Annotated in this window: 23 protein-coding genes and 1 tRNA gene; 8 read left to right on the top strand and 16 right to left on the bottom strand. The window is 63.0% G+C overall.

Annotation, left to right across the window (positions count from 1 at the left end):
• Nucleotides 1-44 precede the first annotated feature (44 nt).
• The 3 genes from KUV51_RS19700 to KUV51_RS19690 form a co-directional block, all read right to left on the bottom strand.
• A tRNA-Gln gene (locus KUV51_RS19700) sits at nt 45-120 on the bottom strand.
• 63 nt (nt 121-183) lie between these two features.
• Nucleotides 184-1,515, bottom strand: coding sequence for a mechanosensitive ion channel family protein (locus KUV51_RS19695; RefSeq protein ID WP_222523168.1), 1,332 nt, complete (start codon nt 1,513-1,515; stop codon nt 184-186).
• Nucleotides 1,512-2,504 carry an NADPH:quinone reductase gene (locus tag KUV51_RS19690; RefSeq protein WP_222523167.1) on the bottom strand — a complete coding sequence of 331 codons (993 nt, stop codon included), beginning with the start codon at nt 2,502-2,504 and terminating at the stop codon, nt 1,512-1,514. Before KUV51_RS19690 ends, KUV51_RS19695 begins: the two co-directional genes overlap by 4 nt.
• 81 nt (nt 2,505-2,585) lie before the next feature.
• On the opposite strand from KUV51_RS19690, the gene KUV51_RS19685 reads away from it, so the two are divergent.
• A complete protein-coding gene (locus KUV51_RS19685) occupies nt 2,586-2,975 on the top strand; it encodes a Rid family hydrolase (RefSeq protein ID WP_222523166.1) in 390 nt (129 codons plus the stop codon).
• On the opposite strand, the gene KUV51_RS19680 is transcribed toward KUV51_RS19685, so the two are convergent.
• Entirely contained in the window at nt 2,972-3,442 is a 471-nt protein-coding gene (locus tag KUV51_RS19680) for an SH3 domain-containing protein (RefSeq protein WP_261385977.1), read from the bottom strand. The genes KUV51_RS19685 and KUV51_RS19680 overlap by 4 nt on opposite strands.
• A 146-nt stretch (nt 3,443-3,588) precedes the next feature.
• Here KUV51_RS19680 and KUV51_RS19675 point away from each other — a divergent pair, with 146 nt between their 5' ends.
• From KUV51_RS19675 to KUV51_RS19655, 5 genes are all read left to right on the top strand, one after another.
• Nucleotides 3,589-4,575, top strand: coding sequence for a 2-hydroxyacid dehydrogenase (locus tag KUV51_RS19675; protein WP_222523165.1), 987 nt, complete (start codon nt 3,589-3,591; stop codon nt 4,573-4,575).
• A gap of 73 nt (nt 4,576-4,648) precedes the next feature.
• Nucleotides 4,649-6,430, top strand: a complete 1,782-nt coding sequence (gene ggt, locus KUV51_RS19670; protein WP_222523164.1) for a gamma-glutamyltransferase — start codon at nt 4,649-4,651, stop codon at nt 6,428-6,430.
• 27 nt (nt 6,431-6,457) lie between these two features.
• A complete protein-coding gene (locus KUV51_RS19665) occupies nt 6,458-7,867 on the top strand; it encodes an FAD-binding oxidoreductase (protein ID WP_222523163.1) in 1,410 nt (469 codons plus the stop codon).
• Between the two features lie 10 nt (nt 7,868-7,877).
• On the top strand, nt 7,878-8,486 hold the full coding sequence (locus tag KUV51_RS19660; RefSeq protein WP_222523162.1) for a spondin domain-containing protein: 609 nt from the start codon (nt 7,878-7,880) through the stop codon (nt 8,484-8,486).
• A 198-nt stretch (nt 8,487-8,684) separates the two neighbouring features.
• Nucleotides 8,685-11,183, top strand: coding sequence for an FAD-dependent oxidoreductase (locus KUV51_RS19655; protein ID WP_222523161.1), 2,499 nt, complete (start codon nt 8,685-8,687; stop codon nt 11,181-11,183).
• 85 nt (nt 11,184-11,268) lie between these two features.
• Here the strand turns inward: KUV51_RS19655 and KUV51_RS19650 are convergent, their stop codons facing one another.
• Genes KUV51_RS19650 through KUV51_RS19640 form a run of 3 tightly spaced genes read right to left on the bottom strand, consistent with a single transcriptional unit; the run spans nt 11,269 to nt 14,035 of the window.
• The gene (locus KUV51_RS19650; protein WP_222523160.1) at nt 11,269-12,039 is read right to left on the bottom strand and encodes a GH25 family lysozyme; all 771 of its coding nucleotides are present in this window, start codon (nt 12,037-12,039) and stop codon (nt 11,269-11,271) included.
• A gap of 17 nt (nt 12,040-12,056) precedes the next feature.
• Nucleotides 12,057-13,112: an NAD(P)/FAD-dependent oxidoreductase gene (locus tag KUV51_RS19645; RefSeq protein WP_222523159.1), complete on the bottom strand. Its 1,056-nt coding sequence runs from the start codon at nt 13,110-13,112 to the stop codon at nt 12,057-12,059.
• Nucleotides 13,109-14,035 carry an aldo/keto reductase gene (locus KUV51_RS19640; RefSeq protein WP_222523158.1) on the bottom strand — a complete coding sequence of 309 codons (927 nt, stop codon included), beginning with the start codon at nt 14,033-14,035 and terminating at the stop codon, nt 13,109-13,111. Before KUV51_RS19640 ends, KUV51_RS19645 begins: the two co-directional genes overlap by 4 nt.
• Before the next feature lie 277 nt (nt 14,036-14,312).
• On the opposite strand from KUV51_RS19640, the gene KUV51_RS19635 reads away from it, so the two are divergent.
• The gene (locus tag KUV51_RS19635) at nt 14,313-14,990 is read left to right on the top strand and encodes a DUF2461 domain-containing protein (RefSeq protein ID WP_222523157.1); all 678 of its coding nucleotides are present in this window, start codon (nt 14,313-14,315) and stop codon (nt 14,988-14,990) included.
• Nucleotides 14,991-15,114: 124 nt separating this feature from the next.
• Entirely contained in the window at nt 15,115-15,840 is a 726-nt protein-coding gene (locus tag KUV51_RS19630) for a hypothetical protein (protein ID WP_222523156.1), read from the top strand.
• 6 nt (nt 15,841-15,846) lie between these two features.
• On the opposite strand, the gene KUV51_RS19625 is transcribed toward KUV51_RS19630, so the two are convergent.
• The 9 genes from KUV51_RS19625 to xdhA all read right to left on the bottom strand — a co-directional run bounded on the left by KUV51_RS19625 (nt 15,847) and on the right by xdhA (nt 25,913).
• Entirely contained in the window at nt 15,847-16,236 is a 390-nt protein-coding gene (locus tag KUV51_RS19625; RefSeq protein ID WP_222523155.1) for a tautomerase family protein, read from the bottom strand.
• Nucleotides 16,237-16,319: 83 nt separating this feature from the next.
• Entirely contained in the window at nt 16,320-17,393 is a 1,074-nt protein-coding gene (locus KUV51_RS19620) for a BMP family ABC transporter substrate-binding protein (protein ID WP_222523154.1), read from the bottom strand.
• 31 nt (nt 17,394-17,424) lie between these two features.
• Complete coding sequence (locus KUV51_RS19615) at nt 17,425-18,345, bottom strand: ABC transporter permease (protein ID WP_222523153.1); 921 nt, start codon at nt 18,343-18,345, stop codon at nt 17,425-17,427.
• A gap of 5 nt (nt 18,346-18,350) precedes the next feature.
• Nucleotides 18,351-18,614 (bottom strand): hypothetical protein, encoded by a 264-nt coding sequence (locus KUV51_RS19610; protein WP_222523152.1) that lies wholly within the window; start codon nt 18,612-18,614, stop codon nt 18,351-18,353.
• A complete protein-coding gene (locus tag KUV51_RS19605; RefSeq protein WP_222523151.1) occupies nt 18,611-19,693 on the bottom strand; it encodes an ABC transporter permease in 1,083 nt (360 codons plus the stop codon). Before KUV51_RS19605 ends, KUV51_RS19610 begins: the two co-directional genes overlap by 4 nt.
• Before the next feature lie 53 nt (nt 19,694-19,746).
• A complete protein-coding gene (locus tag KUV51_RS19600) occupies nt 19,747-21,261 on the bottom strand; it encodes an ABC transporter ATP-binding protein (RefSeq protein ID WP_222523150.1) in 1,515 nt (504 codons plus the stop codon).
• Nucleotides 21,258-22,181, bottom strand: a complete 924-nt coding sequence (gene xdhC, locus KUV51_RS19595; RefSeq protein ID WP_222523149.1) for a xanthine dehydrogenase accessory protein XdhC — start codon at nt 22,179-22,181, stop codon at nt 21,258-21,260. Before xdhC ends, KUV51_RS19600 begins: the two co-directional genes overlap by 4 nt.
• Nucleotides 22,174-24,531: a xanthine dehydrogenase molybdopterin binding subunit gene (gene xdhB, locus KUV51_RS19590; protein ID WP_222523148.1), complete on the bottom strand. Its 2,358-nt coding sequence runs from the start codon at nt 24,529-24,531 to the stop codon at nt 22,174-22,176. Before xdhB ends, xdhC begins: the two co-directional genes overlap by 8 nt.
• Entirely contained in the window at nt 24,528-25,913 is a 1,386-nt protein-coding gene (xdhA, locus tag KUV51_RS19585; RefSeq protein ID WP_222523147.1) for a xanthine dehydrogenase small subunit, read from the bottom strand. The genes xdhB and xdhA overlap by 4 nt, the downstream gene beginning before the upstream one ends.
• Between the last annotated feature and the right edge of the window lie 81 nt (nt 25,914-25,994).

Raw genomic sequence — 25,994 nt, 5'->3', positions numbered from 1 at the left:
ACATTCCCGCCCTATGGCGTCGAAAATCCTGCAAAGCTTTGAAATGGCTGGGATGGTAGGACTCGAACCTACAACCTACGGTACCAAAAACCGGTGCTCTACCAATTGAGCTACATCCCAACGTGCCGCGCTAATTAGATCGGCGCTGCGGCGCGCGCAAGCCCCTTTGCACCAAATTCCTTACTATTCCTTTGGCGCGGCATCGGTCAGCAAATCGGGCGCATCCGGGTCGCTGCGTTCGGCGTCGACAAGCTTGTCCAGTCCGGGCTCCGACATGTCGGTAACGTCGGCGGTATCCACGTCCGGCACCTCGGTCGGTTTCGGTTGTGTCGGCGGCGGTGACGGACGGGCGGCTTCGGTTACTGGTGCGGCGCCGCCAAGCAGTTGGACCCGGTATGTCGTGTCGGGCACTTCGATCCCTGCGCCCTCAATCCGCGCCTTGACCAGACGCAGCGCCTCGCCCTTGGCGCGGACAAGCGACGTTGCCTCCTGATCGATCCAGCCCGTGACCGTCAGGAAAATCGCTCCGTCGCCGATCCGTTCGATCCAGGACATCGGCGCAGGCTCGGCCAGGACAAAGGGCAGAGCGGCCACCGTCTCTTCCGTCATCTCGCGCACCTCCGCCAGATCGGCGTCCGAACTGACCCCGATCTCGAAGCTGAAACGGCGTTCGGTGTTGGTCGAGTAGTTCACGATGCGCGCCTTGAACACGGTCGCGTTCGGGATGCGGATGTGGTTGCCGTCAAAGCTGAGCAGGATGGTGGCACGGCTGGTCAGGCGGATCACCTTCCCGATGTCACCCTGGATTTCGACCACGTCATTGGGGCGGAAGGGTTGGCGGATCGACAGCATAATCGAGGCGATGAAATTCTCGACCGTGTCGCGGACGGCAAAACCGATGGCCAGACCGACGATACCCGCAGCACCCAGGATCGTGCCCAATAGCGCGGTCGCCCCAAGGATATCGAGCGCGATAACCACACCCGCTATGAAGAACAGGATACGCACCACCTGCCGGTAGATGTCAGCGATAAAGGCATTGGGCGCGATCCGGTTCCACGGGTTGCGGGCCCGCGCCAGAAGCATCCCCAGCGCCAGCACCCCGAAAAAGGCGAGTGCTGCAACGGCAAGCAGGGGCAAGAGTGCGATGGCCTGCATGATCCTGGCCTGGAACCGCTCGACCGCCGGGTTCAGGCGGGCGACCACATCCGTGGTCTCCGTCACCTCGTTGTTGATGGCGACGACGCCTTCAACCCGGCCGACCAGCTCGTTCAGCCGCGTGGCCGTGTTGGCGTCGACCGTCGTGCCGCGCAGGGTCACGATGCCGGAGGAGACCGCAACGGTGACCCCGTCAAACCCATCCAACTCACCCAGAATGTCCCGGATCCGCACGGCGATGGCCGCGTCCTGCGTCGCGCTGTCCTCGACCGTGATGGTGCCCTGCGGCTGGCCGGTGTCTTGCGCCCAGACCGGGACCGCGCAAAGACAGATCAGTAGGGCGAGGATGCGGATCATGCCTGCACCTCGACCAGAATGGCTCCATCCCGACCGCCTCGTTCGACAGCCTCATGCGCTGCAGCCGTTTCGGTAAGGGGGAAGACGTGAGCGACGGGGCAGGACAACGCGCCGTCCGCGAGCGCGTCGTGCAGGTGCAATATGCACGCATCCCGTTCGGCCTTGGGCAGCAGGTAGATCAGCAGGATGTCCAGCGTCGCCGCTTTGAACAGTAAAGGGCCAAAGGGCAGCTTCGGGGTCATGTCGAGCGCAGAGCCGTAGACCGCAATCGTGCCGTTCGGCGCGATCACATGCGCGTCGGTGTCGATGTTTCGGCCCAGTTCGACCTCGATGATGCGATCCACCGGCGTGCCATCGTTCGCGGCAAGGATATGGTCGGCAAGATCAGGATCAGCGTAGTTCAGAACCGCATCCGCCCCGGCCTCCCTTGCGCGGTCCAGCCCAGCCTCGCGGGCCGTGGCGATGACACGCGCACCACCCCATTTGGCCAGTTGCACGGCCAAAAAACCGACGGTGCCTGCGCCGCCTTGTATCAAAAGGGTCTTCCCCTTCACGTCCCCGCTGCCAAAGACGGCCTGCGCCGCCGTCAGCCCGGGAATGCCAAGTACCGCGCCGGTTTGGTCGGACACCGCATTTGGCAAAGGAACCGCCTGATCCGCTGGCAGGCAGATATGCGTCGCGCATGTGCCGAAAGGGCGCTGCCACTGCCCATTCCAGATCCACACACGCTGGCCGATGCGCTCCGCCGAGATACCATCCCCCACGGCCACGATGCGCCCTGCGCCATCGCTGTGCGGGATGATCGCGTCAAAGGGTGGTTTGGTCACGCCGGGGCGTGTGCCGCCCCGCGCCTTGACGTCGGACGGGTTCACGCCGGAATAGCTCAACTCGACCAGCACCTCGCCCGGGTTCGGGTCTGGCGTGGGCATGTGGGCGAGTGTCAGAACGTCGGCGGCTGGCCCGAAGCGTGAGTATTGTATGCAGTTCATTTCAATGATCTTTTCCAAATCGCCGCGTGGCGCGCCCCACGGATGCTACCCAAGTTACCGGCAAGAGCAAGGAGAGTTCCGATGACGAGACAGGTTCTGACCCCGCCCGCCTTGCGCAATGCCTGCGCGGAGGCAGGCATGTCGCCCGGGATCGTGTCGCACGATCACGTGTTCCTCACGGGTGTGACGGGTGCTGCATCCGACGGGTTCATGCCGGAACGCGAAGAAACACAGTTCAACGCCTGCTTTGAAAAGATCGCAGCGGTGCTGGCCGAAGCGGATCTGGACCTTGGTTCGCTTGTTGAAATGACCAGTTACCATGTCGGTCTGCGCGGGCATTTCGATCTGTTCGACACTGTGCGCAAGGCGCATCTAAGCGCCCCATATCCGGCATGGACGGCGGTCGAGGTTGCCGGTTTGCGCCGCGTGGGCGCAGTTGTTGAAATCCGCGCAATCGCGGCGCTGCGCTAGTCGCGCAACTCGTCAATGGCGACGCCCCAAAGGCGCGCCTTGGGCGCCCAGCCCCGGTAGCCGCCGGAACTGATGCGGCACCACTCCGGCCCGCATTTGCCAAGCCGGGCTACGACGCCCGCTTCAAGTGCTGCGGTGACGGGCGCGGCTGCATCCGGCTTCGTCCGCAGTGTCAGCATGTCTTGTTCCACGATCACGGTGCGCGTGCCGGAAAGAAGCGAATAGTGGACCCAACCACCCAGCCCGTCTCGATCTTCGACCCGGCGCCAGTGGCCGTGTTCGGCCGTGATGCGCAGGGGCATGTCGCGGCGCTTGAACACCCAATCGATGCGGTGGGTCAGGGATGGCCCCCGACGCACGTTGCCCTCGGCGGCCTTCATCGAAACATATCGGGGCAGAGGCAGGTTGGTGACGGGACCCGTGTCGCGCGCCAGCAGCGGCAGGGTCAGACCCAGCACCACCAGCATCGACAGCACAAATCTCCACACCGCAACCATCGGGAACTTTCCGCTCATCACGCGCCTCTTGATATGGCCGAGGTTCTTGTGCCTCGTGCTCACATCCGCCACCATGCCAAAAACGCAGGCCAAGGCCAAGCACCGGGGAGGGCGCGATGCCAAAGGAACGTCTGAGTGTTGTTGTTACGCGACGGTTGCCGGCCGAGGTCGAAACGCGGCTGAGTGAGCTTTTTGACGTGACGCTGCGCGAGGACGACGCCCCGATGTCACGGTCCCAAATTGTCGAGGCGATGAAAACCGCCGATGTGTTGGTGCCCACGATCACCGACACCATCGACGGCGCCATGATCGGGCAGGCCGGGGAGCGGCTGAAACTGATCGCCAATTATGGTGCAGGTGTCGACAATATCGATGTCGCCACCGCCCGGCAGCGCGGCATTCTGGTGTCAAACACACCCGGCGTGCTGACGGATGATACCGCCGACATGACCATGGGTCTGATCCTGGCCGTCACGCGCCGTTTGCCTGAGGGGCTGGCCGCGATGCAGTCCGGGAATTGGGACGGTTGGGCGCCGACTGCCTTTCTGGGCGGACGTGTGGCCGGACGCCGACTTGGCATCCTTGGCATGGGTCGGATCGGGCAGGCGGTTGCCCGCCGGGCAGCGGCTTTCGGGATGCAGGTCCACTACCACAACCGTCGTCGCCTACGCTCCGAGATCGAAGAAGACCTGCACGCGACCTGGTGGGACAGTCTGGATCAGATGGTTGCGCGGATGGACGTGATCAGCGTCAACTGCCCGCACACGCCATCGACCTTTCACCTAATGAATGCGCGCCGTCTGAAACTGATGAAACCGGATGCGGTGATCGTGAACACCTCGCGCGGTGAGGTGATTGACGAAAACGCCCTGACCCGGATGCTGCGCGCAGGCGAAATCGCGGGCGCCGGCCTCGACGTCTATGAAAACGGAACCGAGGTGAACCCGCGCCTGCGCGAGTTGAACAATGTCGTCCTGCTGCCCCATATGGGGTCCGCCACCCGCGAAAGCCGGGTCGAGATGGGCGAGAAAGTCATTATCAATATCAAGACCTTCGATGACGGCCACAGGCCCCCGGACCAGGTTGTGCCGTCCATGTTGTGATGCCCCGGGCGGCATGTCCGCCCGGTTCAAGACTGCCGAATAGACTGCCATGCCTGCGCCAAAGGAGGACCCCATGCGCTTTTCCCTTACCGTTGCCTTTTCCCTGATTGCAGGGGCCGCGTTGGCCCAACAGACCGCAGATGCCGTGCAGCCCGAAGGGTCCACAACAGGCGCTGCCGTGGCGACGACCGAAGCCGTGGCGGCAGCGCAGGCAGCGAAGGACGCGGGTGAACCCGTCACAGCCGAAAACTACATGGTTGCAGCCGCCAACCCGCTCGCGGTGCAGGCCGGTGTCGAGGTACTTGCGCGCGGCGGATCGGCTGCAGATGCGTTGATCGCGGTCCAGCTTGTGCTCGGACTGGTCGAGCCGCAATCGTCCGGCCTCGGCGGCGGTGCATTCCTCGTCTACTATGATGCCGCAACAGAGGAACTCACCACTCTGGATGGTCGCGAAACGGCCCCGTTCGCCGCGACACCCGATCTGTTTCAGACGGAAGACGGCGAACCGATGGGGTTTTTCGACGCGGTTGTCGGCGGTCGTTCTGTGGGCACGCCGGGCACGCCTGCACTGTTGGAGGAAGCCTATCTGCGCTGGGGCAGTGTTGGCTGGCCGAGCCTGTTCGATACGGCCATCGGGCTGGCCGAAAACGGGTTTGAAGTCTCGCCCCGCCTCGCGGCCATGATCGAACGGGATGCAGAACGTCTGAGCACCTTTCCTGTCACGGCAGAGTACTTTTTGCCGGGCGGCACGCCCCTTGCCGCGGGCACAACTTTGAAGAACCAAGCCTATGCCGATACGTTGCGCCGGTTGGCCGAGGAAGGGGCGGATGCGTTCTACATCGGGAAGATCGCGCAGGACATCATGGCGACGGTCCAGTTTGCACCCAGTAATCCCGGCGTGCTCTCGCATCTCGATCTTGCCGTCTATCAGGTCAAAGAACGTCCGCCGGTCTGCGTGACGTATCGAGATCATGACGTCTGCGGCATGGGACCGCCCTCGTCAGGTGCACTGACCGTGGGGCAGATCCTCGGGATGCTCGACAGCTATGATCTGGGAGAATTGGGGGCCGAAAACCCCGAAAGCTGGCGGCTGATCGGGGATGCGTCGCGCTTGGCCTTTGCGGACCGGGGGCGGTACATGGCCGACAGCGATCACGTTCCGATGCCGACTGCTGGGCTGGTCGATCCGGCCTATCTCGCAGAGCGGGCTACGCAATTGGGCGGTGATGCCGCGCTGTCCGAGGTCGAACCCGGCAACCCCGCCTTTGACCACAGCAGCAATTGGGCGGATGACGAAAGCCTCGAATTGCCCTCGACCTCGCACATTTCCATTGTCGATGCGTCCGGCAACGTTGCATCCATGACGACCACCATCGAAAACGCATTCGGCTCTCGGCTGATGGTGCATGGGTTCCTGCTCAACAACGAATTGACTGATTTCAGCTTCCGCAGTCATGTGGACGGCGTGCCCATCGCCAACGCTCTGGCACCGGGCAAGCGCCCCCGATCCTCCATGTCGCCGACCATCGTGATGAAGGATGACGCGCCGGTGCTCGCCATCGGCTCTCCCGGCGGCAGCCGGATCATTGGCTACACCGCCAAGTCGATCATCGCGTGGATGGATTGGGACATGGATGTACAGCAAGCCGTCAACCTGCCCCATGCGGTCAACCGCTTCGGCACCTATGACTTCGAAGCAGGCACATCTGCCGAGGATCTGGCACCTGAGCTTGAGGCACTTGGCTTTGAAGTCAACGTCCGGGACTTGAATTCCGGGCTCCATGCGATTGAAATCGGTGAAACGCTGCAAGGTGGGGCAGACCCACGCCGCGAAGGGATTGCGCTGGGCGACTGAGCTTCGCGCAACAAGGGAGGAAAGAGCATGCCGCAGGCGATGGATCTGCCACGCAATGAAGAGGGGATCGCGACTGCGCTCGGGATCCTAAAGCAGCAGTTCGGCGACCGGTTCCACACCGGGCAGGCCATCCGCGACCAACACGCCCACACGACCACATGGATCAGGGCGCAGGCCCCCGACGCGGTGGTCTTTCCAGCGTCCACCAAGGAGGTGTCTGATATCGTCAAGGTCTGCGCGACCCATCAGGTGCCGGTGATCCCCTACGGCACCGGCACGTCGCTCGAAGGGCACGTGAACGCGCCTGCGGGCGGGGTGTCGGTCGACTTGACGCAGATGGACAGGATCCTGGCCGTGAATGCCGAGGATCTCGATTGCGTCGTCCAACCAGGTGTTACGCGCGAACAGCTCAACACCTACCTGCGGGACCGCGGCCTGTTCTTTCCCATCGATCCCGGCGCGAATGCGTCGCTTGGTGGTATGGCCTCGACCCGCGCATCCGGCACCAACGCTGTGCGCTACGGCACGATGAAGGACAACATCCTCAGCCTTGAGGCCGTTATGGCCGACGGGCGCATCATCCGCACGGCGCAGCGAGCCAAGAAGACGTCCGCCGGCTACGACATGACCCGGCTTCTGATCGGGTCGGAGGGCACGCTTGGTCTGATCACGGAGATCACGCTGAAGCTGCAAGGCATCCCCGAGGCGATCTCGGCTGCGCGGATGTCCTTTCCGTCCATCGACGCGGCTTGCCAAGCGGTGATGACGACGATCCAGTACGGGATCCCGGTCGCGCGGATCGAGCTGATGGACGAACTGAATGTGAAAGCGGCCAACGCCTATGCAGGGCTTGATCTGCCGGAGACACCACTTTTGTTGCTGGAATTCCACGGTTCGGACAGCGGCGTGATCGAACAGGCAGAGATGTTCGGGTCGATCGCCGAAGACGTGGGCGGCACGGACTTCGCGACGACGGCCACCGCAGAGGAGCGCAACAAGCTGTGGAAAGCGCGGCACGATCTCTACTGGGCTACGCTGCAATTGCGTCCGGGCGCGCAGGGGATTTCCACAGATGTCTGCGTGCCCATTTCGCGTCTGGCCGAAGCGGTGACGGGCGCGCAGGCCAAGGCGGCCGAGCTCGATCTGCTCGCGCCCATCGTCGGACACGTGGGAGACGGCAATTTCCACTCGCTTGTTCTGATCGATATGGCCGACGACGATGAGGTCCGTAGGGCCGAAGAGTTCACCGCCTATCTGGCCGATGAGGCCATCCGCATGGACGGCACATGCACCGGTGAGCATGGGATCGGGCAGGGCAAGATGCCCTATCTGATCAAGGAGCTTGGGCCCACGGTGGAATACATGGCCGCCATCAAGACGGCGCTGGATCCGCAGGGCATCATGAACCCGGGCAAGATTTTTGGCCCACTTCGCTAGGCCGTTTGCGGTGCTCTTCTGGCTGGTTTCGGCCAGCCTCGTCGCGGCGCAGGATACGGCGCGCTACCAGGTCGATGTCACATTCAACTGGGTGGCCGCGCCGGAGATCGATGCGCATTGGAGCCGCCTGATCGCCTTTGCCCATTCGTCGCGCTACGCCCTGTTTGAAGATGGGGCAACAGCGTCAAGCGGCCTTGCTCTTGTCGCGACGAACGGGCGTGTTTCAGTGTTGGAGGCCGAACTGGCCGAAGGTCGCAGGCGGGGCCGCGTGGGCCAGCACGTTGTGTTGCCGGGCATTGCAAGCCCGGGTGAATTTGCTTTTGCCTTGGATGTCGACGTCACGCACAGCCGCATGTCGTTCGCAACCATGCTCGCCCCGAGCCCGGATTGGTTTTCCGGCGTCAGCAGCGTGGAGCTTCGCATCGACGATGTTTGGCGGGACGAGTTCTCGGTTGAGCTCTGGCCTTGGGATGCGGGTGTCGACAGTGGTCCTGACTATTCCGGGCCGAACATCGACACCCAGCCAAGGCAGTCCGTGCGCTTGTTGGTGCATCCGGACTTTCTGACGGCGCAGGGTTTGCAGCCCATCGGCCGCGCCACGTTCAAGCGCTTACCGTAGTCCCACGGACGCCTGCGGCGACGCCATGATTCAGGGGGCTCTGCCCCCGTCCTTCGGACTCCCCCGGGATTTTTTGGAAACAGAGAAGAGTGGACCTGTTGCGGGCGTCGTTTTTCTGCAGCGTTCGGTCGGCTTGCTGGCGCGGACGGGACGTGCTTTGCCTAGAACGGCAGGGACGGTTTGCGAGGGAGTCGGGACATGAAAACCCATGTGAAAGCGCTTGTGGTCGGCGGCGGTGCGGTTGGCACGTCGATTGCCTATCATCTGGCCCGTGCGGGTTGGGACGACGTCATGTTGCTGGAACGCGACGAGTTGACCAGCGGCAGTACATGGCATGCCGCCGGTCTCTTGCCGTATTTCAACATGTCCTATGCGACGACCCACATCCACGACTACTCGATCAAGTACTACAAGACTCTCGAGGAAGAGACCGGTTTGAACGCTGGGTTCTACGTGGTCGGTAATCTGCGCATGGCGCAGACGGATGCGCGCATGGACGAATACATGCTCTATGCCTCGACCGCCGAGACCTGTGGCGTGCCTTATGAGTGGATGAGCCCGGCGCAGATCAAGGACCGGTTTCCTTTGGTGCGGACCGAGGATCTGAAGGGTGCGATCTATCACCCGACCGATGGCTACATTAACCCCGCTGACGTCACCATGGCGATGGCCAAGGGGGCGCGGCAGCGCGGTGTATTGATCGAGCGGAAGTGGCAGGTCGATGCTTATCACTGGACCGGCGATCATTGGGATGTGACCTGTACCAAGATGGTCGAGAAGGGCGGCAACCTTGTTCCCTCGGATGAGCAGATTGTCATTCATGCCGAGCATGTTGTGACGGCCACCGGCAACCACGCGCAGCGCACCGCGCAGCTATTGGGCATCAAAATCCCGGCTATTCCGGTCGAGCACCAGTATATCGTCACAGAACCCGACCCGGCGCTGGTGGAATGGCGCAAGAACAACCCCGAACACCCGGTGCTGCGGGATGCCGACGCCAAGTGGTATGTGCGCGAGGAACGCGGTGGCTGGATCCTTGGGCCCTATGAACGCAATGCGCCTGCGCGCTTTGAATATGCTGTGCCTGACAGCTTCCGGGCGGATCTGTTCCCCCTCGATCTGGAGCGGATCGAGGAAGAATACATGTCCATGATCCACCGGATTCCGTCGTCGGAAACCGTGGGCCTCAAGGACGATTACAACGGGCCTATCTGCTACACGCCCGATGGCAACCCGCTGGTGGGGCCTGCACCCGGTTTGCAGAACATGTGGCTGGCCGAAGGGTTCTCTTTCGGCATCACGGCGGCGGGTGGCACCGGCTACTACCTTGCCCAGATGATGGTTGAGGGCGAGGCGGAGATTGACATGGCCTCGCTTGATCCCAAGCGCTACGGGTCGTGGATGACGACCGAGTACGCGGCGCGCAAGAACGAGGAATGCTACGAGCACGTCTATATCCTGCACCACCCGGATGAGGAGCGGGAGGCGTGCCGTCCGCTGCGCACAGGACCAGCTTATGACCGGCAAAAGGCGGCGGGCGCGCAGTTTGGGTGCGTGAACGGGTTCGAGCGGCCGAACTACTATGGGCCTTTGGATGCGCCGGACAGTTTTGACCATGATGCGCGTTCGTTCCGTCGTGGGGGCTGGTGGCAATATGCTGTGGAAGAGGCCAAGGCGATCCGCGAGGGTGTTGGCCTGATCGACGCCACGGCCTTTACCAAGCATCGGATTTCCGGGCCGGGGACGACTGCGTTCCTCGACTGGTTCACCACCAACAAGCTGCCCAAGGTCGGGCGCATCAATCTGACCTATGCGCTGACGGCGGCTGGCACCACGCGGACTGAATACACCATCGTGCGGCTGGCCGAGGATGACTACTACCTCGTGTCGGCAGGGGCGTGGCACGCTTATGATCAGGATTATCTCTATAAAGCGATCATGGAGAAAGAGCCGGAATTCGGCCGCATCAATGAAGAGGATGTGACGACGCAGTGGGGCGTGTTCGCCATTGCCGGGCCGAAATCGCGGGATGTGCTGAATGAGTTGGTGAAGGATGCCGATCCTGCGACCGTGTTGTCGAACAAGCGCTTCCCGTGGCTGAGCTATCGCGACATCGAGCTGGGCATGTGCCCCGTGCGGGCGATCCGTGTGGCCTATACCGGCGAGCTTGGGTGGGAATTGCACCACCCGATCGAGATGCAGAATTACCTGTGGGATCAACTGGTTGCTGCAGGTGAAAAGCACGGGATGAAGCTGGTCGGCGCACGGGCGCAGAACTGGTTGCGGCAGGAAAAATCCTATCGCGCGTTTGGAACCGAGCTCGGCCGGGATGCGACGCCGATGGAAGCTGATCTTCCGCGGTTTGTGGATCTGTCGAAGGACTTCCACGGCAAGGCGGCCATGGAGAAGATCGGGGTGCGGTCGAAATGCGTGACCCTGCTGGTTGATGGGCCGGATGACGCGGATCCGTGGGGGCGCGAGGCGCTGTACCATGGGGAAACGCGTGTGGGGCGCTTGACCTCGGGTGGGTACTCCGTGGCTTTCGGAAAGTCGATTGGGATGGGCTATGTGACGCCTGGTCTGGCGGTGCCGGGGACCAAGCTGAAGGTCAAGATGTTCAATCAGCTTTGGGACGCGGAGATTGTCGAGGACAGCCCTTATGATCCCAAGAATGAGGTGATCCGGAAGGACGGATAGGAGCGGTTTCGCCGCGCTTGCGCCGCGGCGACCGACTGGGGCTCTGCCCCAGACCCCGAAGTATTTTTAGCCAGAAGAAATGGTTTTAAGGGATGGTGCGGCGGTCCAGCCACGCCTCCCACTCGGCGGTCGAGCCGTTGAAGGCGTTGATGTCCACAGATCCCGCTGTGTTGGGTAGGGTGCCGGTGGCGGTGTATTGCCAGAACTTCCAGGGCTGGCCGGGATAGGCCTGTGCGGGTGTCTTGGCCGTGGTGCGGAGCCAGAATTCGTAGCCTTTGAAGGTGCTTAGCTGAGCATCTTCGTAGAAGCCGGGCGTCGTGTAGATGATCGGGCGCTGGCCGTAATGCGCCTCGACCATCCGCAACCAGCGGCGCATTTCGTCCTGTACTGTGGCCGCGTCGGGGCGGCGTTGGCAGGTGGGGGAGAAGGGGTTCCATTCCATATCGAGCACGGGCGGCAGGCTGCCGCGGGTCTTGGGGGCCGTGCGGATGAAGAACTGGGCCTGCACCTCCGGGGCCGTGCAGAAATAGTAGAAATGGTAGGCGCCGCGCTTGATGCCTGCGCGGCCCGCGCCGCGCCAGTGGTCCTGGAAGGCGGGGTCGAGCAGGTCGCCGCCTTCGGTGGCTTTGAGGAAGACGAACTCGATGCCGACGGCTTTGGCTCGGACCCAGTCGACGCTGGTCTGGAAGCGCGCGGCGTCCATGCCGCGCACGGGGTAGCTGCTGGGTTGGCGGCCTGAGAAGCGGACGGGATCGGTATCGCCGATGACCATCGGGCCAGTGAAAGGGGCAGGGGCGTGGGCGCCGCAGGCGGTCAAAACGACCAGGGCGGTCATCATCAAATAGCGTATCAACATGAGGTGAGCCTAGCGGCTCAGAAGCGGGCTGGCGACAGGGAATTGACGGTCGTGGCGTCGATTTGTAGCGAGCGGCCGAGGACGAGGTCGGCGAGGAGTTGGCTGGCCGCCGGGGCCGTCTGGAAACCGTAGCCGCCCTGACCCGCGCACCAAATGAAATCAGGGACTTGGGGGTCGCGGCCAAGGACAAGGCAGCGGTCGGGGGCGAAGCTGCGCAGGCCCGCCCAGCTGGTTTCGACCCGCGTGACGGGTTCGGTCACGTGCTGCGCGTAGCGGTCGAGACCCTCGGCCAGCACCATGTCGTCGGCCCATGCGTCGTGAGGCTCCATCGCGTCTTCGTCGGCGGGAGAGACGAGCAGTTTGCCGGCGTCGGGTTTGGCGTACCATGTCTCGCCTACGCCAAAGAATATGGGCCAGTTTTCAACGGTTTGGCCGCCGGGTGCGGGCAGGCGCGCCATTGAGCGGCGGTGGGGCGTGATGCCGATGGGTTTGACACCGGCCATGGTCGCGATCTGGTCGGCCCAGGCGCCTGCAGCGTTGACCAGCAGATCGGCGGTTAACACTTCGTGACCGCAACGGACGGTCCAGTGTTTTTCGCATTTTATCTCGGTCACTTTGCGGTCGGTCAGAACCTGCCCGCCATTGGAGCGTACGGTCCTTGCGAAATCCTGAATCATGCGGTCCGTGTCGATGTCCCACGCATCGGCGTGGTAGGCGGCACGGGTGACCGAGCTGTTCAGAATGGGAACATACGCACGGGCCTCGTCCACTGAAATCTCGGGGCATTTCAGGGATTTGGTGTCCGCTTCGAACTGGGTGTCCTCGCCCGCGCGGGCCACCAGCAGGAAACCGCGGGGGCTGAGATAGGGTTGGTGGTACTCGGCGCTGGCCTTGTTCAGAGCGACGACAGGCGGCAGGCCGTAGTTTTCTTCGAAGAGCGCGGCAGAGCGGCCAGAGGCGTGGTAGCCAAGCGCGCCTTCGGCTTCGAGAACGGTGACGTTTGCCCCTTCGGACAGGCGTGCAGCGGCGGAGATGCCCGCGATGCCGCCGCCAATAACGATGATGTCGGTCACGCTTCTTCGATCCGGTCGGTCGCGGGCGGTGGCGTGACGCTGAACCCGGTGATCTGGTCGTAGAGATCAGCCGTCATCTCGAAGTCGAGTGCAGCGAGAGAGGGTTCCAGTTGCTCTGCCGAGCGGGCCGAGATGATGGGGCGGGGACGTGCGGGGTGGGACATTGCCCAAGCAACGGCGAGCGTTGCAGGGCTGGTGCCCAGATCAGAGGCCAGCGCTGTCAGTTTCACTGCCGCCTCGCGCATCCAATCCACATTATAACGCGCGGCATAACGGTCGTCTTCGGTGAGACGCCCGGTGCCGCCGCTTGCGTACTTGCCGGTAAGCAGCCCACCACCCAGCGGAGAATAGGGTGCGATTTCAATGCCCTGATCGACGGCCATGGGGAAGATCTCGACCTCTGACTGCCGTTTGACCAGGCTGTGCATGGGCTGGATGATGTCGATCCGAACCTCGAACTGTGCGGCGACCGCCTGCGCCTTCATCACTTGCCAGGCGGCGAAGTTGGACACGCCGATATGGCGGATGCGTCCCTCGTGTTTAAGGGTTGCAAGCGCGTCGAATGTCTCTTGCAGCGGCGTGTCGTCGTCAAAGCGGTGCAGGTAGAGGATATCAACCATATCCATCTGCATGCGCTGCTGCGATGTGGCAAACCCCGTCAGGATGTTTTCACGACCTGAACCGCCTTCATAAGCGGCCTTCGTGGCGATGATCAGGTCATCGCGATCCTCTTGCGCCATCTCGCCCAAGAGCGTTTCAGACGCGCCGCCGGTATAGACATAAGCCGTGTCGAAATGGGTGATCCCCGCCGCGCGGGCGGCGTCGAACATGGCCCGGCTTTCCGCTGCATCAGCGCGTCCGCCGAACTGCATCGTGCCGAAAGTCAGGGGTGAAAGCGGGGTGCCGTTGAGGGACGTAATCATGGGTCAAGTCGTGGCACGGGGGCACCGTACGCGCAACGGTTAACGGGGCCCAAGGCGCGAATCGTGCTGAAACCTCTTAATGGCCTGCATTTGCAGGGGGCACCGGGCGTACAACCCTCATGCACCCCCCGTACACCCCCGGATGCGCCTTTGGCGTGGTTAACGCACCGTGCGGTCCGGTGTGTTACCAAAGCGTAAATGCCCGCCACTGCCGGAAACTGGCACCAGACTGCGGTGGACTGACCCGCGTCACGCGATAGGTTCAGGAGGGCACGAGATGGAGGGCGAGATCATGGCCGACGGTTTCGAAGCGATGGTGGACGAAGCACTGACGTTCTTCGCCAAGCTGGACAAGAACAACACCAAGGCGTGGTTCGAGCCGCACAAGGCGCACTACAAGGATGCAATCGCCGGCCCTGCCGGGTTCTTTGCCGACCTGATGGCCGAGGACGTCGCCCGCATCACGGGCAAGCCGCATAAGCCCAAGGTGTTTCGCATCTATCGCGACGTGCGCTTTTCCAAGGACAAGACGCCGCTCAATACGCATCTGCACATCATGTGGTCCCCGGTCGACAAGGATCCGCTGGCGCCGTCATGGTTCTGGGGATTGGCCCCGGACTACTTCATTCTGGGCATGGGCGTGATGGGTCTGCAGGGCGAGCATCTGACCCGGTATCGTGCTTTTGTCGACAAATGGGGCGATGGTTTGCAGGATGCGCTGGACGAGGCGGCGGAGAAAGGCGCGGCGATCAGCGATTGGGGGCCTGAACCGCTGAAACGTGTGCCCAAACCCTACGATCAGGACCACCCGCATGGCGATCTGCTCAAGCGCAAGGCGCTGGCCGTGTCCGGCCCGATGCCCGATGACTGGCGCGAGACGGGCGTGGTGAAGGCGACGGTCAACCGGATCGAAGCGCTGATGCCTGTCTGGAAAATGTTCGACACGCATCTCTGACCACCTGAACCTGTTTCAATCGCATTTGAACTAAATCGCGCAGACAAAGCGCCGGTGCGGCAAGACACTGTTTAGGGGTCTGCGCCAAAAGCATCCCACGCGATGATTTCAGAATGGGATTGCGATGCGGTGGATCTGGTGTGTCTTGGCATGTGTGGCGTTGATCGGGCAGGCAGCCCTTGCCTGGGGTGAAGCGTTGCCAATGGTCAGTCGCGCCAGCCTGTTGCCCCAGGCGGCACCGCTGATTGCGCCCTCTGACCCGCCCATGATCAGGCATACTGGCCCCAGCCTGTTCGTGGGGCGGTCGGAGACGGGCCTGTTTGCTCCGCCTGACCCGGAAGAGCTGGAAAAGCTGCGGACCTATCCGGCGGGTGACCGCATTGCGCGCCTGCGTACGTTGATTGCTCAGGCCGAGGCTGGATCCAAAGGCTATGACGCCGTGCAATACGGTGCCACGATCAAGCCGCCCGCCGATCCCACAAGGCTGACCATCCAGCAGATCTATGACTGGATCGACGCCACGCCGGGCCAGCCCCACGCCATTGGGCGCTATCAATTCATCCCGCCGACCTTGCGGCGTCTCGTGCGGCAAGCGGGCATCGACCCGCGGCAACGGTTCAGCCGCAAGGTGCAGGACCAGTTGGCCGACATCCTGCTGGCCGATGCCGGGTTGAAGCCGTTCCTCGCGGGCGAGATGGACCGCGTCGCCTTCATGAACAACCTGGCCAAGATCTGGGCGGGCCTGCCGAATGACACCGGCAAGTCGCATTACCACGGCTATGCCGGGAACAAGGCGACGATGACCTGGGCTCATTTCGACGCCCAGATGGTTCGGATCTTTGCCAAATGACAGGTGTCAAAGACCCAGCACAGTTTTGACCGACCCTTGCGGTCCGAATGACCAATCGATCGCGGCATTCTCGATCAGGAAGACGATAGAGTTTTCAGGCGGAAACCCGATACTGTCCAGCCGCTTCCGAATGTCGGTGTAAAGCGCTTCTTTCTGCGCATCCGTCCGCCCGCCGAGCAGCGCGATTTCGATCACAATCGTCGCCGCTGGATCGCGCGGCCCGAGGAAGGTCGGATGGAACGCCATGTCTTCCGGCTCGTACCGGCACACGAGGCAGAAATCATCGTCGGGATTGACGCCGCAGGTCTCGACCAGTGCGGCGTGCAGGTTGCGGTTGATCTGCTGGCACGTCTCGGGCGCCAGCGTGCGCGGCACGTGGAGTTTGTTGAATGGCATGTCTGTGACCCTTTCAAAGCAACAGTGAAAAAGCAAAGGCCCCCGAAACCGGAGGCCTTTCATGTCTTCGACGTTGGTTCGGCTTATTGCGGGATGTCGCCGTCCACACCTTCGATGTAGAAGTTCATGCCCGCGAGCGTGCCGTCATCGGCCACTTCGCCCTCGGCCAGCCAGGCGCTGCCGTCCTGCTTGTTGATGGGGCCGGTGAAGGGGTGGTATTCGCCCGTCCGCATGGCTTCGATCATCGCTTCGGCTTCGGCCTTCACCTCGGCAGGAACCGCATCGGTGATCTCACCGATCTCGACCATGCCGGTCGGGATGCCGTCCCATGTGTCGACGCTTTCCCAGGTGCCGTCCATCACGGCGCGCGTGCGTTCGATGTAGTAGGGCGCCCAGTTGTCGATGATCGACGATACGCGGGGGTAGGGGCCGTATTGCGCCATGTCCGAGGCCTGGCCGAAGGTCATCACGTTGCCCGCTTCCTGTGCGGCCGCCTGCGGAGCCGTGGAGTCGGTGTGCTGGAGCACGACATCCGCACCCTGGTCGATCAGCGCCTTGGCGGCGTCGGCCTCTTTCGCGGGGTCAAACCACGTGTAGACCCAGATGATCTTGAACTCGACATCCGGGTTCACCTTCGAGGCGTGCAAATAGGCCGAGTTGATGCCGCGGATCACTTCGGGAATGGGGAAGGACGCGATGTAGCCCACAATGTTGCTCTCGGTCATCTTGCCCGCGATGTGGCCCTGCACCGCGCGGCCTTCGTAGAAGCGTGCGGAGTAGGTCGACACGTTGTCGGCACGCTTGTAGCCGGTGGCATGCTCGAATTTCACATCCGGGAATTTCTGGGCGACGTTGATCGTCGGGTCCATGAAGCCGAAGGACGTGGTGAAGATCAGGTCAGCGCCGTCGAGTGCCATCTGCGTCATCACGCGCTCTGCATCGGGGCCTTCGGCCACGTTTTCAACGAACACGGTCTCGACAGCATCGCCGAACTCTTCCTCAACGGCGATACGGCCCTGGTCGTGCTCGTAGGTCCAGCCGCCGTCGCCCACCGGGCCGACATAGACAAAGCCAACCTTGGTCGGATCGTCGGCCAAAGCGCCGCCCGCCAGCCCAAGCGCCAGCGCGGCACTTGCCACAAGTGTCGTGAATTTCATTTTCGGTTTTCTCCCCATTTAGGTGCGCCCCTTATCCCGAGGCGTGGAATGTGCGCCCCAGTGAGCCGGGGGCGCGTGATTTGTCTGCGCTCAGAATCACCAGCACGATGATCGTCACGATGTAGGGGGACATTGCCAAATACTCGACCGGAATGGCAACGCCCGCGCCTTGCAGGTTCAACTGGAGCTGGGTGATCCCGCCAAAAAGATAGGCACCGAGCAGCACGCGCCACGGCTTCCAAGAGGCAAAGACGACGAGGGCGAGGGCGATCCAGCCCACACCGGCTGTCATGCCTTCGGTCCATTGCGGCACGCGGATCAGGCTGATGTAGGCGCCACCCAGCCCCGCACAGGCCCCGCCAAAGAGGATGGCAAGCGTACGGATACGCTTGACCTTGTAGCCCAACGCATGCGCCGCATCGTGGTTTTCACCAACGGCCCGCAGGACGAGGCCCATGCGCGTGAACTTCAGCACCGCCCATGTGCCCGCGACCAGCGCCAGACCAATATAGACCATGAGGTCATGCCCAAAGATGATTGGCCCGATGATCGGAATGTCGGCGAGCGGTCCAAGGGGCGTCGCCTCTGCCCGCGGCGGCTTGATCCCCACATAGCTCTGCCCCATCAACGAAGACAGCCCGAGGCCGAAGAGCGTCAGCGCAAGGCCCGACGCCACCTGATTGGCCAGCGCCACCTGCGTGAGAAAGGCAAAGAGCAGTGACAGCACCGCGCCCCCCACGGCTGCCGCGACAAAACCCATCGCGGGCGAGCCGGTGTTCACCGCAATGATGAAACCACAGACGGCCCCGGTGATCATCATCCCCTCGACGCCAAGGTTCAGCACGCCTGCGCGTTCGACGACAAGCTCGCCGATGGCTGCCAGCAGGATCGGCGTGGCCGCCGCGATCATGGCCGCGATCAAAAGGATGGGATTGATGGAAGAGAGGTCCATGTCTGCTACACCATCGAAAAGAGAACTGCGAAGCTGGCCACGAGCAAACCGAGTACCGCAAATACCAAAATGCGGCATATCTTCCGGGCCGCGTCATTTGATGCCGAAATGCCGGTGATCACCAGCACCGCCATGATGGGGAGTAACAAATTCCAATGCATTGCAGGCCAAAGCAGAGCCGCCGGATCAACTAGGAACCAGAGCAAAGCCGGCACAAGCAACGCACCAAGGATCATTGCGACGGAGTTTTCCAACCCTTTCGCCATCATGCCACCTCCGCCGTGCCGAACCGCACGCGGTAATTCGTCAGCAAATCCAGCGCCAACAAGAAAAACAGCAGCATCCCCTGAAACACCTGTATCGCCGCCGCAGGCAGGCCCAGCTGTGACTGCGCGATGTCCCCGCCGATGTAAGTCAGCGCCATGAGCAGCCCCGCCGCCACGATCCCCAACGGGTTCAAACGCCCAAGAAACGCCACGATGATCGCCGTAAATCCATAGCCCACGTTGAAATCAATGCTGATCTGACCCGCAGGCCCCGCCACCTCGAACAGCCCCGCGAGCCCCGCCAGCAGGCCCGACATACCCAGACAGAACAGCACCAGCCGCCCCGGATTGACGCCCCCGAACTTCGCCGCCCGCGGCGCCTCACCCGTCACCCGAATGGCAAACCCGAGCCGGTGCCGTGTCAACAGAACGTACGCAAAGATCACCGCAATCAGCGCGGCGGCGACGCCCCAGTGCATGCCGGTCCCCGCAATGATCTCGGCATTATGCGCGCTGGGATACTGCTGCAGATTGCGCGAGCCGGGAAATCCGAACCCTTCAGGATTCTTCAGTAATCCCAACGACATAGAGGCCAAAAGCTGCTCTGCCACATAGACCAGCATGAGCGACACGAGAATTTCGTTGGTGCCAAACTTCACCTTCAACACCGCCGGGATCATCGCCCAGGCCCAACCACCCAAAGCCCCCGCCAGCACCATCAGGGGAAAGATCAGCACGCTTTCAGCGGGGAAAAACGCCAGCCCCGCGCCCGCACCGCAAATGGCGCCCACGATGTACTGCCCCTCGGCCCCGATGTTCCAGATGCCCGCCCGGAACCCCAGCGCCAACCCGATGGCGATCAGCACCAGCGGTGCCCCCTTGATCAACAACTGAGGCCGGTAGAAGAACGCAAACTCGCCAAAGAGCGGCTCCCAGAAAATCGTCGCAATGGCCTGAAACGGGTCCTTGCCCAGGGCCGCAAACAGCACCCCGCCAAAGATCATGGTCAGCACGACGGCCAGAACCGGCGTCGCATAGGCCATCACGGCAGAGGGCTGCGGCCGCGCCTCGATCCGGATCATCCAAAAATCCCCAGCTTCATCTTGCCCAATAAACTCCCCCCGGAGGGTCGATTTCACACATGCGCAACCTCCATCCCGTGGGCACCCCCCAGCATCAAGCCAATCTGCTCCACATCCAGCCCCGCCGTGGCACGCGGCGCACTCAAGCGCCCCTCGTTCAGCGCGGCAAACCGGTCCGAGATTTCCATCAGCTCGTCAAGATCCTGCGAAATCGCCACCACGGCCGATCCGTCTGCCGCCAGATCCAGCAAAGCCTGCCGAATGGCTGCCGCCGCCGCTGCGTCCACACCCCAGGTCGGCTGGTTCACCACCAGCACTTCGGGTTTCTGCAACACCTCGCGCCCGATCACGAATTTCTGCAGATTGCCCCCCGACAGCGACCGCGCCGCGTTCTCCGGTCCCGGCGTGCGCACGTCGAACCCCGAAATGATCCGCTCCGCAAAGTCGCGCGTCTTGCGCCAGTCCAGCATCCCCCGCCGCGCCAGCCCCTCGCGCGCAGCACCCGTCAACATGGCGTTTTCCGTCAGCGACATATTCGGCGCCGCCGCATGGCCCAGCCGTTCCTCCGGCGCAGCCAGAACGCCAAGCCCGCGCCGCGCTTCAGGGCCAGCCTTTGCCAGATCATCGCCCTTGAACCGGACCATGCCCGGCCCGCACGGCAACTCACCCGACAAGACAGCCAACAATTCATCCTGCCCGTTGCCCGCAACGCCGCCGATGCCCAGAACCTCGCCTGCACGTACGTCAAAGGACACATCCTTCAACGACATGCCAAAGGCTGACGGCGACGCAACCAACAACCCGGTCACGGACAACAGCACATTGCCTGCCGCATGGGCGGCTGCCTTTGGCGTGGCCAGCGAACTGCCCACCATCATCTCTGCCATCGCCCGGGCGGAGGTGTCACGCGGCACGCAGGTGCCCACCACCTTCCCGCCCCGCAGGATCGTCGCGGCATCGCAGAGCGCGCGAATTTCCTCCAGCTTGTGCGAGATATACAGGATGGCCGTGCCCTCCGCGCTCAACTTGCGCAGGGTCTCGAACAGGATTTCAACCTCTTGCGGCGTCAGCACGGACGTCGGCTCATCCATGATCAAGAGCTTCGGGTCCTGTAACAGGCACCGAATGATCTCGACCCGTTGCCGTTCGCCCGCCGACAGATCGCCCACCACACGGTCCGGCGACAGGGGCAAGCCATAGGTTTCCGACACCTCGCGAATGCGCGCCGCAAGCGTCCGCATAGGCGGCGGCGTCTCCATCCCCAGCGCGATGTTCTCCGCCACACTCAGCGCGTCGAACAAGGAAAAGTGCTGAAACACCATCCCCACACCCGCCGCACGGGCCGCACGCGGATCGACAGGGGCAAATCCCGCCCCGTTCATCTGCATCACGCCCGCATCGGGCTTCACCAGCCCATAAATCATCTTGACCAGCGTCGACTTGCCTGCGCCGTTCTCGCCCAGCAGGGCGTGGATCTCACCGGGTGCGATCTCCAACGACACGTCGTCGTTGGCGACAACGCCGGGATAGGCCTTGGTCAACCCGTTCAGGGACAAAAGGGGGTTCAAGCACGCGTCTCCAGTCGTAGCGGTATGGTCTGCGTGGACTGTGCTAGCCGATAGGCGACCCCAATCGCAATCAAATGCGGGTCCTTGCCCAAAGATGGATCTCCAATGGGGCAGGTGATGCGGTCAATTTCATCCTGTGCGTGTCCTAGTTCGACCAACCGTTTGCGGAAGCGGGCCCATTTCGTAGCCGATCCGATCAGTCCGCAAGACGCAAAGCCACGAGTGAGCAGCGCATGGCAAAGGCCGAGGTCAATGTCATGAGCATAGGTCAGGATCAGGTGATGCGCGGCCTTGGGCGCATGGGTAGCCAGCGCTGGCAGGTCCACGGCAGGCACTGTGGTCACGTCGTCGGGCACATCCTCCGGAAACCGCTCCCGCCCTGTATCGGCCCAGGTCAACCGATGCCCCGGCACGTGGCGCAGAATGTCGACCAGCGCACGGCCCACATGACCTGCGCCCCAGATCCAGATGTCCTGATCCTCCGGGCGCACCGGTTCGATCATCCAGCCGTCCTTCAACTGCGAAGCGGGCAGGGTGCCCTGGTTGCGCGCCGCCTTCATCATCCGCTTGATGGACAGGGGCATCGGGTCCGGCCCCCGCGCCACCAGATCATGGGGCAGGGCGCGCGCCCGGTTCACGTCGAAGACTTCCGACAGGATCTCAACCGCTCCACCACAACATTGCCCAAGGTCCGGCCCAAGCGCATGTCGGCTGCGCGTGTCCCGCGTCAACGCGCGCGCCGCCGCTGCCAGTTCAAACTCCAGCGCACCGCCGCCAATGGTACCAGACTGCCCGCCGTCCCAGACCAGCATCGCCGCGCCCGCCTCACGCGGGGCCGACCCCTGGACTTGAGCCACAACCACGCGCACGACACGGCCATGGGCCTCGCAGGCCGCAATCAGACCCGCGCGATCAAACATCGCCACGTGCGGTGTGCACCGCCTTGAGCACCGCCTCGGCAGTGGCTGGCGCCTGTAGGTCCGGGTAGTTCGGCCCACACGCCGCCGCTGCATCACTGAGGGCGAGGAACGCCGAAATGCCCAGCATCAGGGGCGGCTCGCCCACGGCCTTGGATTTATAGATCGTATCGGCCCTGTTCTCGCCGTCCCAAAGCGCCACGTTGAACACATCGGGACGGTCCGCACAGGCCGGGATCTTGTAGGTCGATGGCGCATGGGTTCGCAGGCGGCCCGCGTCGTCCCAGACCAACTCCTCGGTCGTGAGCCAGCCCGCGCCCTGCACATAGCCGCCCTCGATCTGCCCGATATCGAGCGCAGGGTTCAGCGACGCTCCAGCATCGTGCAGAATGTCGGCGCGCAAAATCCGGTTCTCGCCGGTCAGCGTATCAATCACCACCTCCGTCACAGCTGCGCCATAGGCAAAGTAGAAGAACGGGCGGCCCTGCCCCTTGATCCGGTCCCACTTGATGTCCGGCGTCTTGTAAAAGCCGGTCGCAGACAGGCTGATGCGTGCCATGTAGGTCAGCGCGGCCACCTCGGCGAAGCTGTAATCCTCCGCCCCGGCGCGCACGCGCCCTGCTTCAAACACCACCTCATCTGGGCGACACTGATGCAACTGCGCCAGATGTTCAGCCATCCGATTGCGAATGGTGTCGCAAGCGGCCTTCACCGCCATCCCGTTCAGATCACTGCCCGAGGAGGCAGCTGTGGCCGACGTATTGGGCACCTTGGCCGTGTCTGTCGCGGTGATCTTGACCATCTCCAACGGCACCCCAAACCGGCTTGCCGCCACCTGCGCCACCTTCTGGAAGAGCCCTTGCCCCATCTCGGTCCCACCGTGGTTCAGATGGATCGAGCCGTCGGCATAGACATGAACCAGCGCCCCCGCCTGGTTCAGATGGGTCAGGGTAAACGAAATCCCGAACTTCACCGGCGTCAGCGCAATCCCCTTCTTCAGCACCGGATTGGCCGCATTCCACTCCGCCACCGCCGCCCGCCGCGCGTCGTATTCCGCACTTTCCCGCAATTGCGCGACCACCGCATCGCCGATGAAATCATCGACCTCCTGCCCGTAATGCGTCGTCTGAGGCTTCATTGTTCCAGAAATATGCCCGCCGGGCTCCGCCCGTTCATCGTTGAAATCCTCCCCCAGAGGATTTCCGGGACACGATGAACCATAAAAGTTCGCAACCCGCACCGCCAGCGGATCAAGCCCCAGATGGCCCGCCACATGGTCCACGATCCGCTCCATACCGAGCATCCCCTGCGGCCCGCCAAAGCCGCGAAACGCCGTGGCACTCTGCGTATTGGTACGCAACCGGTGGCTCTCGATCCGCACATCGGGCAACCAATAGGCATTGTCCGCGTGCAGCATCGCCCGGTCGGCCACAGGCAGGGACAGGTCCATCGCCCAGCCGCAGCGCGCATACTGACGCACATCCAGCGCCGTGATGCGGCCCGCATCGTCAAAGCCCACGTCGTAGTCGATCCGGAAGTCATGTCGTTTGCCGGTGATGACCATGTCGTCATCGCGGTCATACCGCATCTTGCAGGGCGCAACGGTCAGCCGCGCAGCCACGGCGCAGGCGACAGCCAGCGCATTGCCCTGGCTCTCCTTCCCGCCAAAGCCGCCACCCATCCGCCGCGTCTCGCAGCGCACCGCGTGCATGGGCACGCCAAGGGCATCGGCCACCTTGTGCTGGATTTCCGTCGGGTGCTGGGTGGAGGAGATGACGTGCATATCTCCATCCTCACCGGGCAAGGCCAGCGCAGCCTGCCCTTCAAGATAAAAATGCTCCTGCCCGCCAATCTCGAACGAGCCGGTAAGGCGGTGCTCTGCCCCGCCCATGGCCGTGGCGGCATCGCCGCGGGCATAGATGCGCGGGCCGTCCTCAAATCTTGTGCCGGCGGCCAAAGCCTGATCAATGGTCAGAATCGGGTTCTCTTCCGCAATCTCGACCTTGCCCAACCGCGCCGCATGGCGCGCCGCCAGATGCGACCGCGCCACCACCAGAAACAGCGGCTGACCCAGATAATGCACCGAGCCATCGGACAGCAGAGGTTCATCATGGGCCGAGGGCGAGACATCATTGGCAAAGGGCAGATCGTCGGCCACCAGCACGGCCACCACGTCGGGCGCTGCCCGCACGGCTTCCAAATCCATCGCGGTGATCTGCCCACTGGCCACATCACTGATGCCAAAGGCGAGGTGTAGCGTCCCGGCGGGGCTCGGCATGTCATCCACATACCGCGCGGCACCTGTTACATGCAGATGCGCGGCATCATGGGGCAGGGGTTTCGCGACACTCATGCCCGCACCTCCAGCACATTCGTGGCTTGGCCCTGATCCTCGAGCCACGCGCGCAGAAGCATGTTCTGCGCCGCCTCCATCCGGTAGGTGGCCGAGGCGCGCATGTCGGACATGGGCGTGAAGTCCCGCGTCATCGCCTGCATGGCGCTCGCCACGGTCGCGTCCGTCCAGGGCATTCCGCGCAGCGCCGCCTCGGCCCGCTTGGCTCGCTTGGGCGTGCCAGCCATCCCACCAAAGGCGAGGCGTATCTCACGTACCTCTCCGTCAGCGACCTCGATCCAGAAACAGCCGCACACGGCCGAGATATCCTGATCAAACCGTTTCGACAGTTTGTAGCAGCGCAGATTATCCGACTGCCGAGCGATCGTGATCGCCTCGACAAACTCGTTCTCCGCGCGGTCCTGCTTGCCATAGTCGATGAAGAACTCTTCGATCGGCATCTCCCGCACCCCGTCCACGGACCGCAGATGCAGCCTGGCCCCAAGCGCAATAAGCGCGGGTGAGCCATCGCCGATGGGCGAGCCATTGGCAACGTTGCCTCCAATGGTCGCCGCATTGCGCACCTGCACGGACCCATAGCGGCGGATCAGCTCAGCAAAGGCCGGGTGATGTTCCGCCATGACGTCATGGAGTTCAGTCAGCGTCGTCGCCGCGCCAATCCGGATCTCGTTTTCACCGACCTCGATACCGTTCAGCGCAGGGATGCGGTTCAGAAAGGCCACTGGTCCCAGATCGCGAAAATCCTTTGTGACCCACAGACCGACATCCGTGGCGCCCGCGATCAGCGTGCCGCCGGGGTTTTCATTCATCCACGTCGCGAGAGCTTCGGGCGTGGTGGGGGGCTCTGCCCCCGGCTCCGTTGGAGCCTCCCCCGTGGTATTTTCAGTCAGAAGAAGGGGGGTGTCGTGCATGTGATCCGGCACCGGCGCTGTTTCGGCAGCCTTTGCGGCGCGGATGATCGGCGCGTAGCCTGTGCAGCGGCAGAGGTTGCCCGCAAGCGTCGTGTCGTGGTCTGTCTCGGCATTCAGATGCGCCGTCGCCATCGTCGTGATGAAACCCGGCGTACAGAAGCCGCATTGCGATCCATGATGTTCGATCATGGCTTCTTGCACCGGATGCAGGGTCCCGTCGGGGGCGGCGATCCCCTCGACCGTACGGATCGCCTTGCCCTCAAGCTGCGGCATGAACAGGATGCAGGCGTTCAGAGCCCGCGCGCCGCTCGCGTCCGTCACCATGACGGAACAGGCGCCGCAATCGCCTTCGTTGCAGCCCTCCTTGGTGCCGGTCAGGCCGGGGCGGTCCCGCAGCCAGTCCAGAAGTGTCGTAGTCGGGGAGGTGTCCGCCGTGATCTCGCTTCCGTTCAGAAGAAAGGTCGTGCGCATGTCATGTGTGCCTGCCGCGGTACCAACGCCCAGTGCGCGGCCCCTCGGTCGATGCGGCGTAGACCGAAGGGCGGGCTGTCA

The organism is Tateyamaria omphalii, assembly GCF_019802125.1.
Lineage (GTDB): Bacteria > Pseudomonadota > Alphaproteobacteria > Rhodobacterales > Rhodobacteraceae > Tateyamaria > Tateyamaria omphalii_B.
Note: the sequence above shows the minus strand (reverse complement) of the source record. Positions and strands in the feature narration are given on the sequence as shown.

What these genes read in the sequence shown, in the direction of transcription:
- KUV51_RS19695 (WP_222523168.1), bottom strand. Translation starts at nt 1,515, where the DNA reads ATGATCCGCATCCTCGCCCTACTGATCTGTCTTTGCGCGGTCCCGGTC.
- KUV51_RS19690 (WP_222523167.1), bottom strand. Translation starts at nt 2,504, where the DNA reads ATGAACTGCATACAATACTCACGCTTCGGGCCAGCCGCCGACGTTCTG.
- KUV51_RS19685 (WP_222523166.1), top strand. Translation starts at nt 2,586, where the DNA reads ATGACGAGACAGGTTCTGACCCCGCCCGCCTTGCGCAATGCCTGCGCG.
- KUV51_RS19680 (WP_261385977.1), bottom strand. Translation starts at nt 3,442, where the DNA reads ATGCTGGTGGTGCTGGGTCTGACCCTGCCGCTGCTGGCGCGCGACACG.
- KUV51_RS19675 (WP_222523165.1), top strand. Translation starts at nt 3,589, where the DNA reads ATGCCAAAGGAACGTCTGAGTGTTGTTGTTACGCGACGGTTGCCGGCC.
- ggt (WP_222523164.1), top strand. Translation starts at nt 4,649, where the DNA reads ATGCGCTTTTCCCTTACCGTTGCCTTTTCCCTGATTGCAGGGGCCGCG.
- KUV51_RS19665 (WP_222523163.1), top strand. Translation starts at nt 6,458, where the DNA reads ATGCCGCAGGCGATGGATCTGCCACGCAATGAAGAGGGGATCGCGACT.
- KUV51_RS19655 (WP_222523161.1), top strand. Translation starts at nt 8,685, where the DNA reads ATGAAAACCCATGTGAAAGCGCTTGTGGTCGGCGGCGGTGCGGTTGGC.
- KUV51_RS19650 (WP_222523160.1), bottom strand. Translation starts at nt 12,039, where the DNA reads ATGTTGATACGCTATTTGATGATGACCGCCCTGGTCGTTTTGACCGCC.
- KUV51_RS19640 (WP_222523158.1), bottom strand. Translation starts at nt 14,035, where the DNA reads ATGATTACGTCCCTCAACGGCACCCCGCTTTCACCCCTGACTTTCGGC.
- KUV51_RS19635 (WP_222523157.1), top strand. Translation starts at nt 14,313, where the DNA reads ATGGAGGGCGAGATCATGGCCGACGGTTTCGAAGCGATGGTGGACGAA.
- KUV51_RS19630 (WP_222523156.1), top strand. Translation starts at nt 15,115, where the DNA reads ATGCGGTGGATCTGGTGTGTCTTGGCATGTGTGGCGTTGATCGGGCAG.
- KUV51_RS19625 (WP_222523155.1), bottom strand. Translation starts at nt 16,236, where the DNA reads ATGCCATTCAACAAACTCCACGTGCCGCGCACGCTGGCGCCCGAGACG.
- KUV51_RS19620 (WP_222523154.1), bottom strand. Translation starts at nt 17,393, where the DNA reads ATGAAATTCACGACACTTGTGGCAAGTGCCGCGCTGGCGCTTGGGCTG.
- KUV51_RS19615 (WP_222523153.1), bottom strand. Translation starts at nt 18,345, where the DNA reads ATGGACCTCTCTTCCATCAATCCCATCCTTTTGATCGCGGCCATGATC.
- KUV51_RS19610 (WP_222523152.1), bottom strand. Translation starts at nt 18,614, where the DNA reads ATGATGGCGAAAGGGTTGGAAAACTCCGTCGCAATGATCCTTGGTGCG.
- KUV51_RS19605 (WP_222523151.1), bottom strand. Translation starts at nt 19,693, where the DNA reads ATGATCCGGATCGAGGCGCGGCCGCAGCCCTCTGCCGTGATGGCCTAT.
- xdhC (WP_222523149.1), bottom strand. Translation starts at nt 22,181, where the DNA reads ATGTTTGATCGCGCGGGTCTGATTGCGGCCTGCGAGGCCCATGGCCGT.
- xdhB (WP_222523148.1), bottom strand. Translation starts at nt 24,531, where the DNA reads ATGAGTGTCGCGAAACCCCTGCCCCATGATGCCGCGCATCTGCATGTA.
- xdhA (WP_222523147.1), bottom strand. Translation starts at nt 25,913, where the DNA reads ATGCGCACGACCTTTCTTCTGAACGGAAGCGAGATCACGGCGGACACC.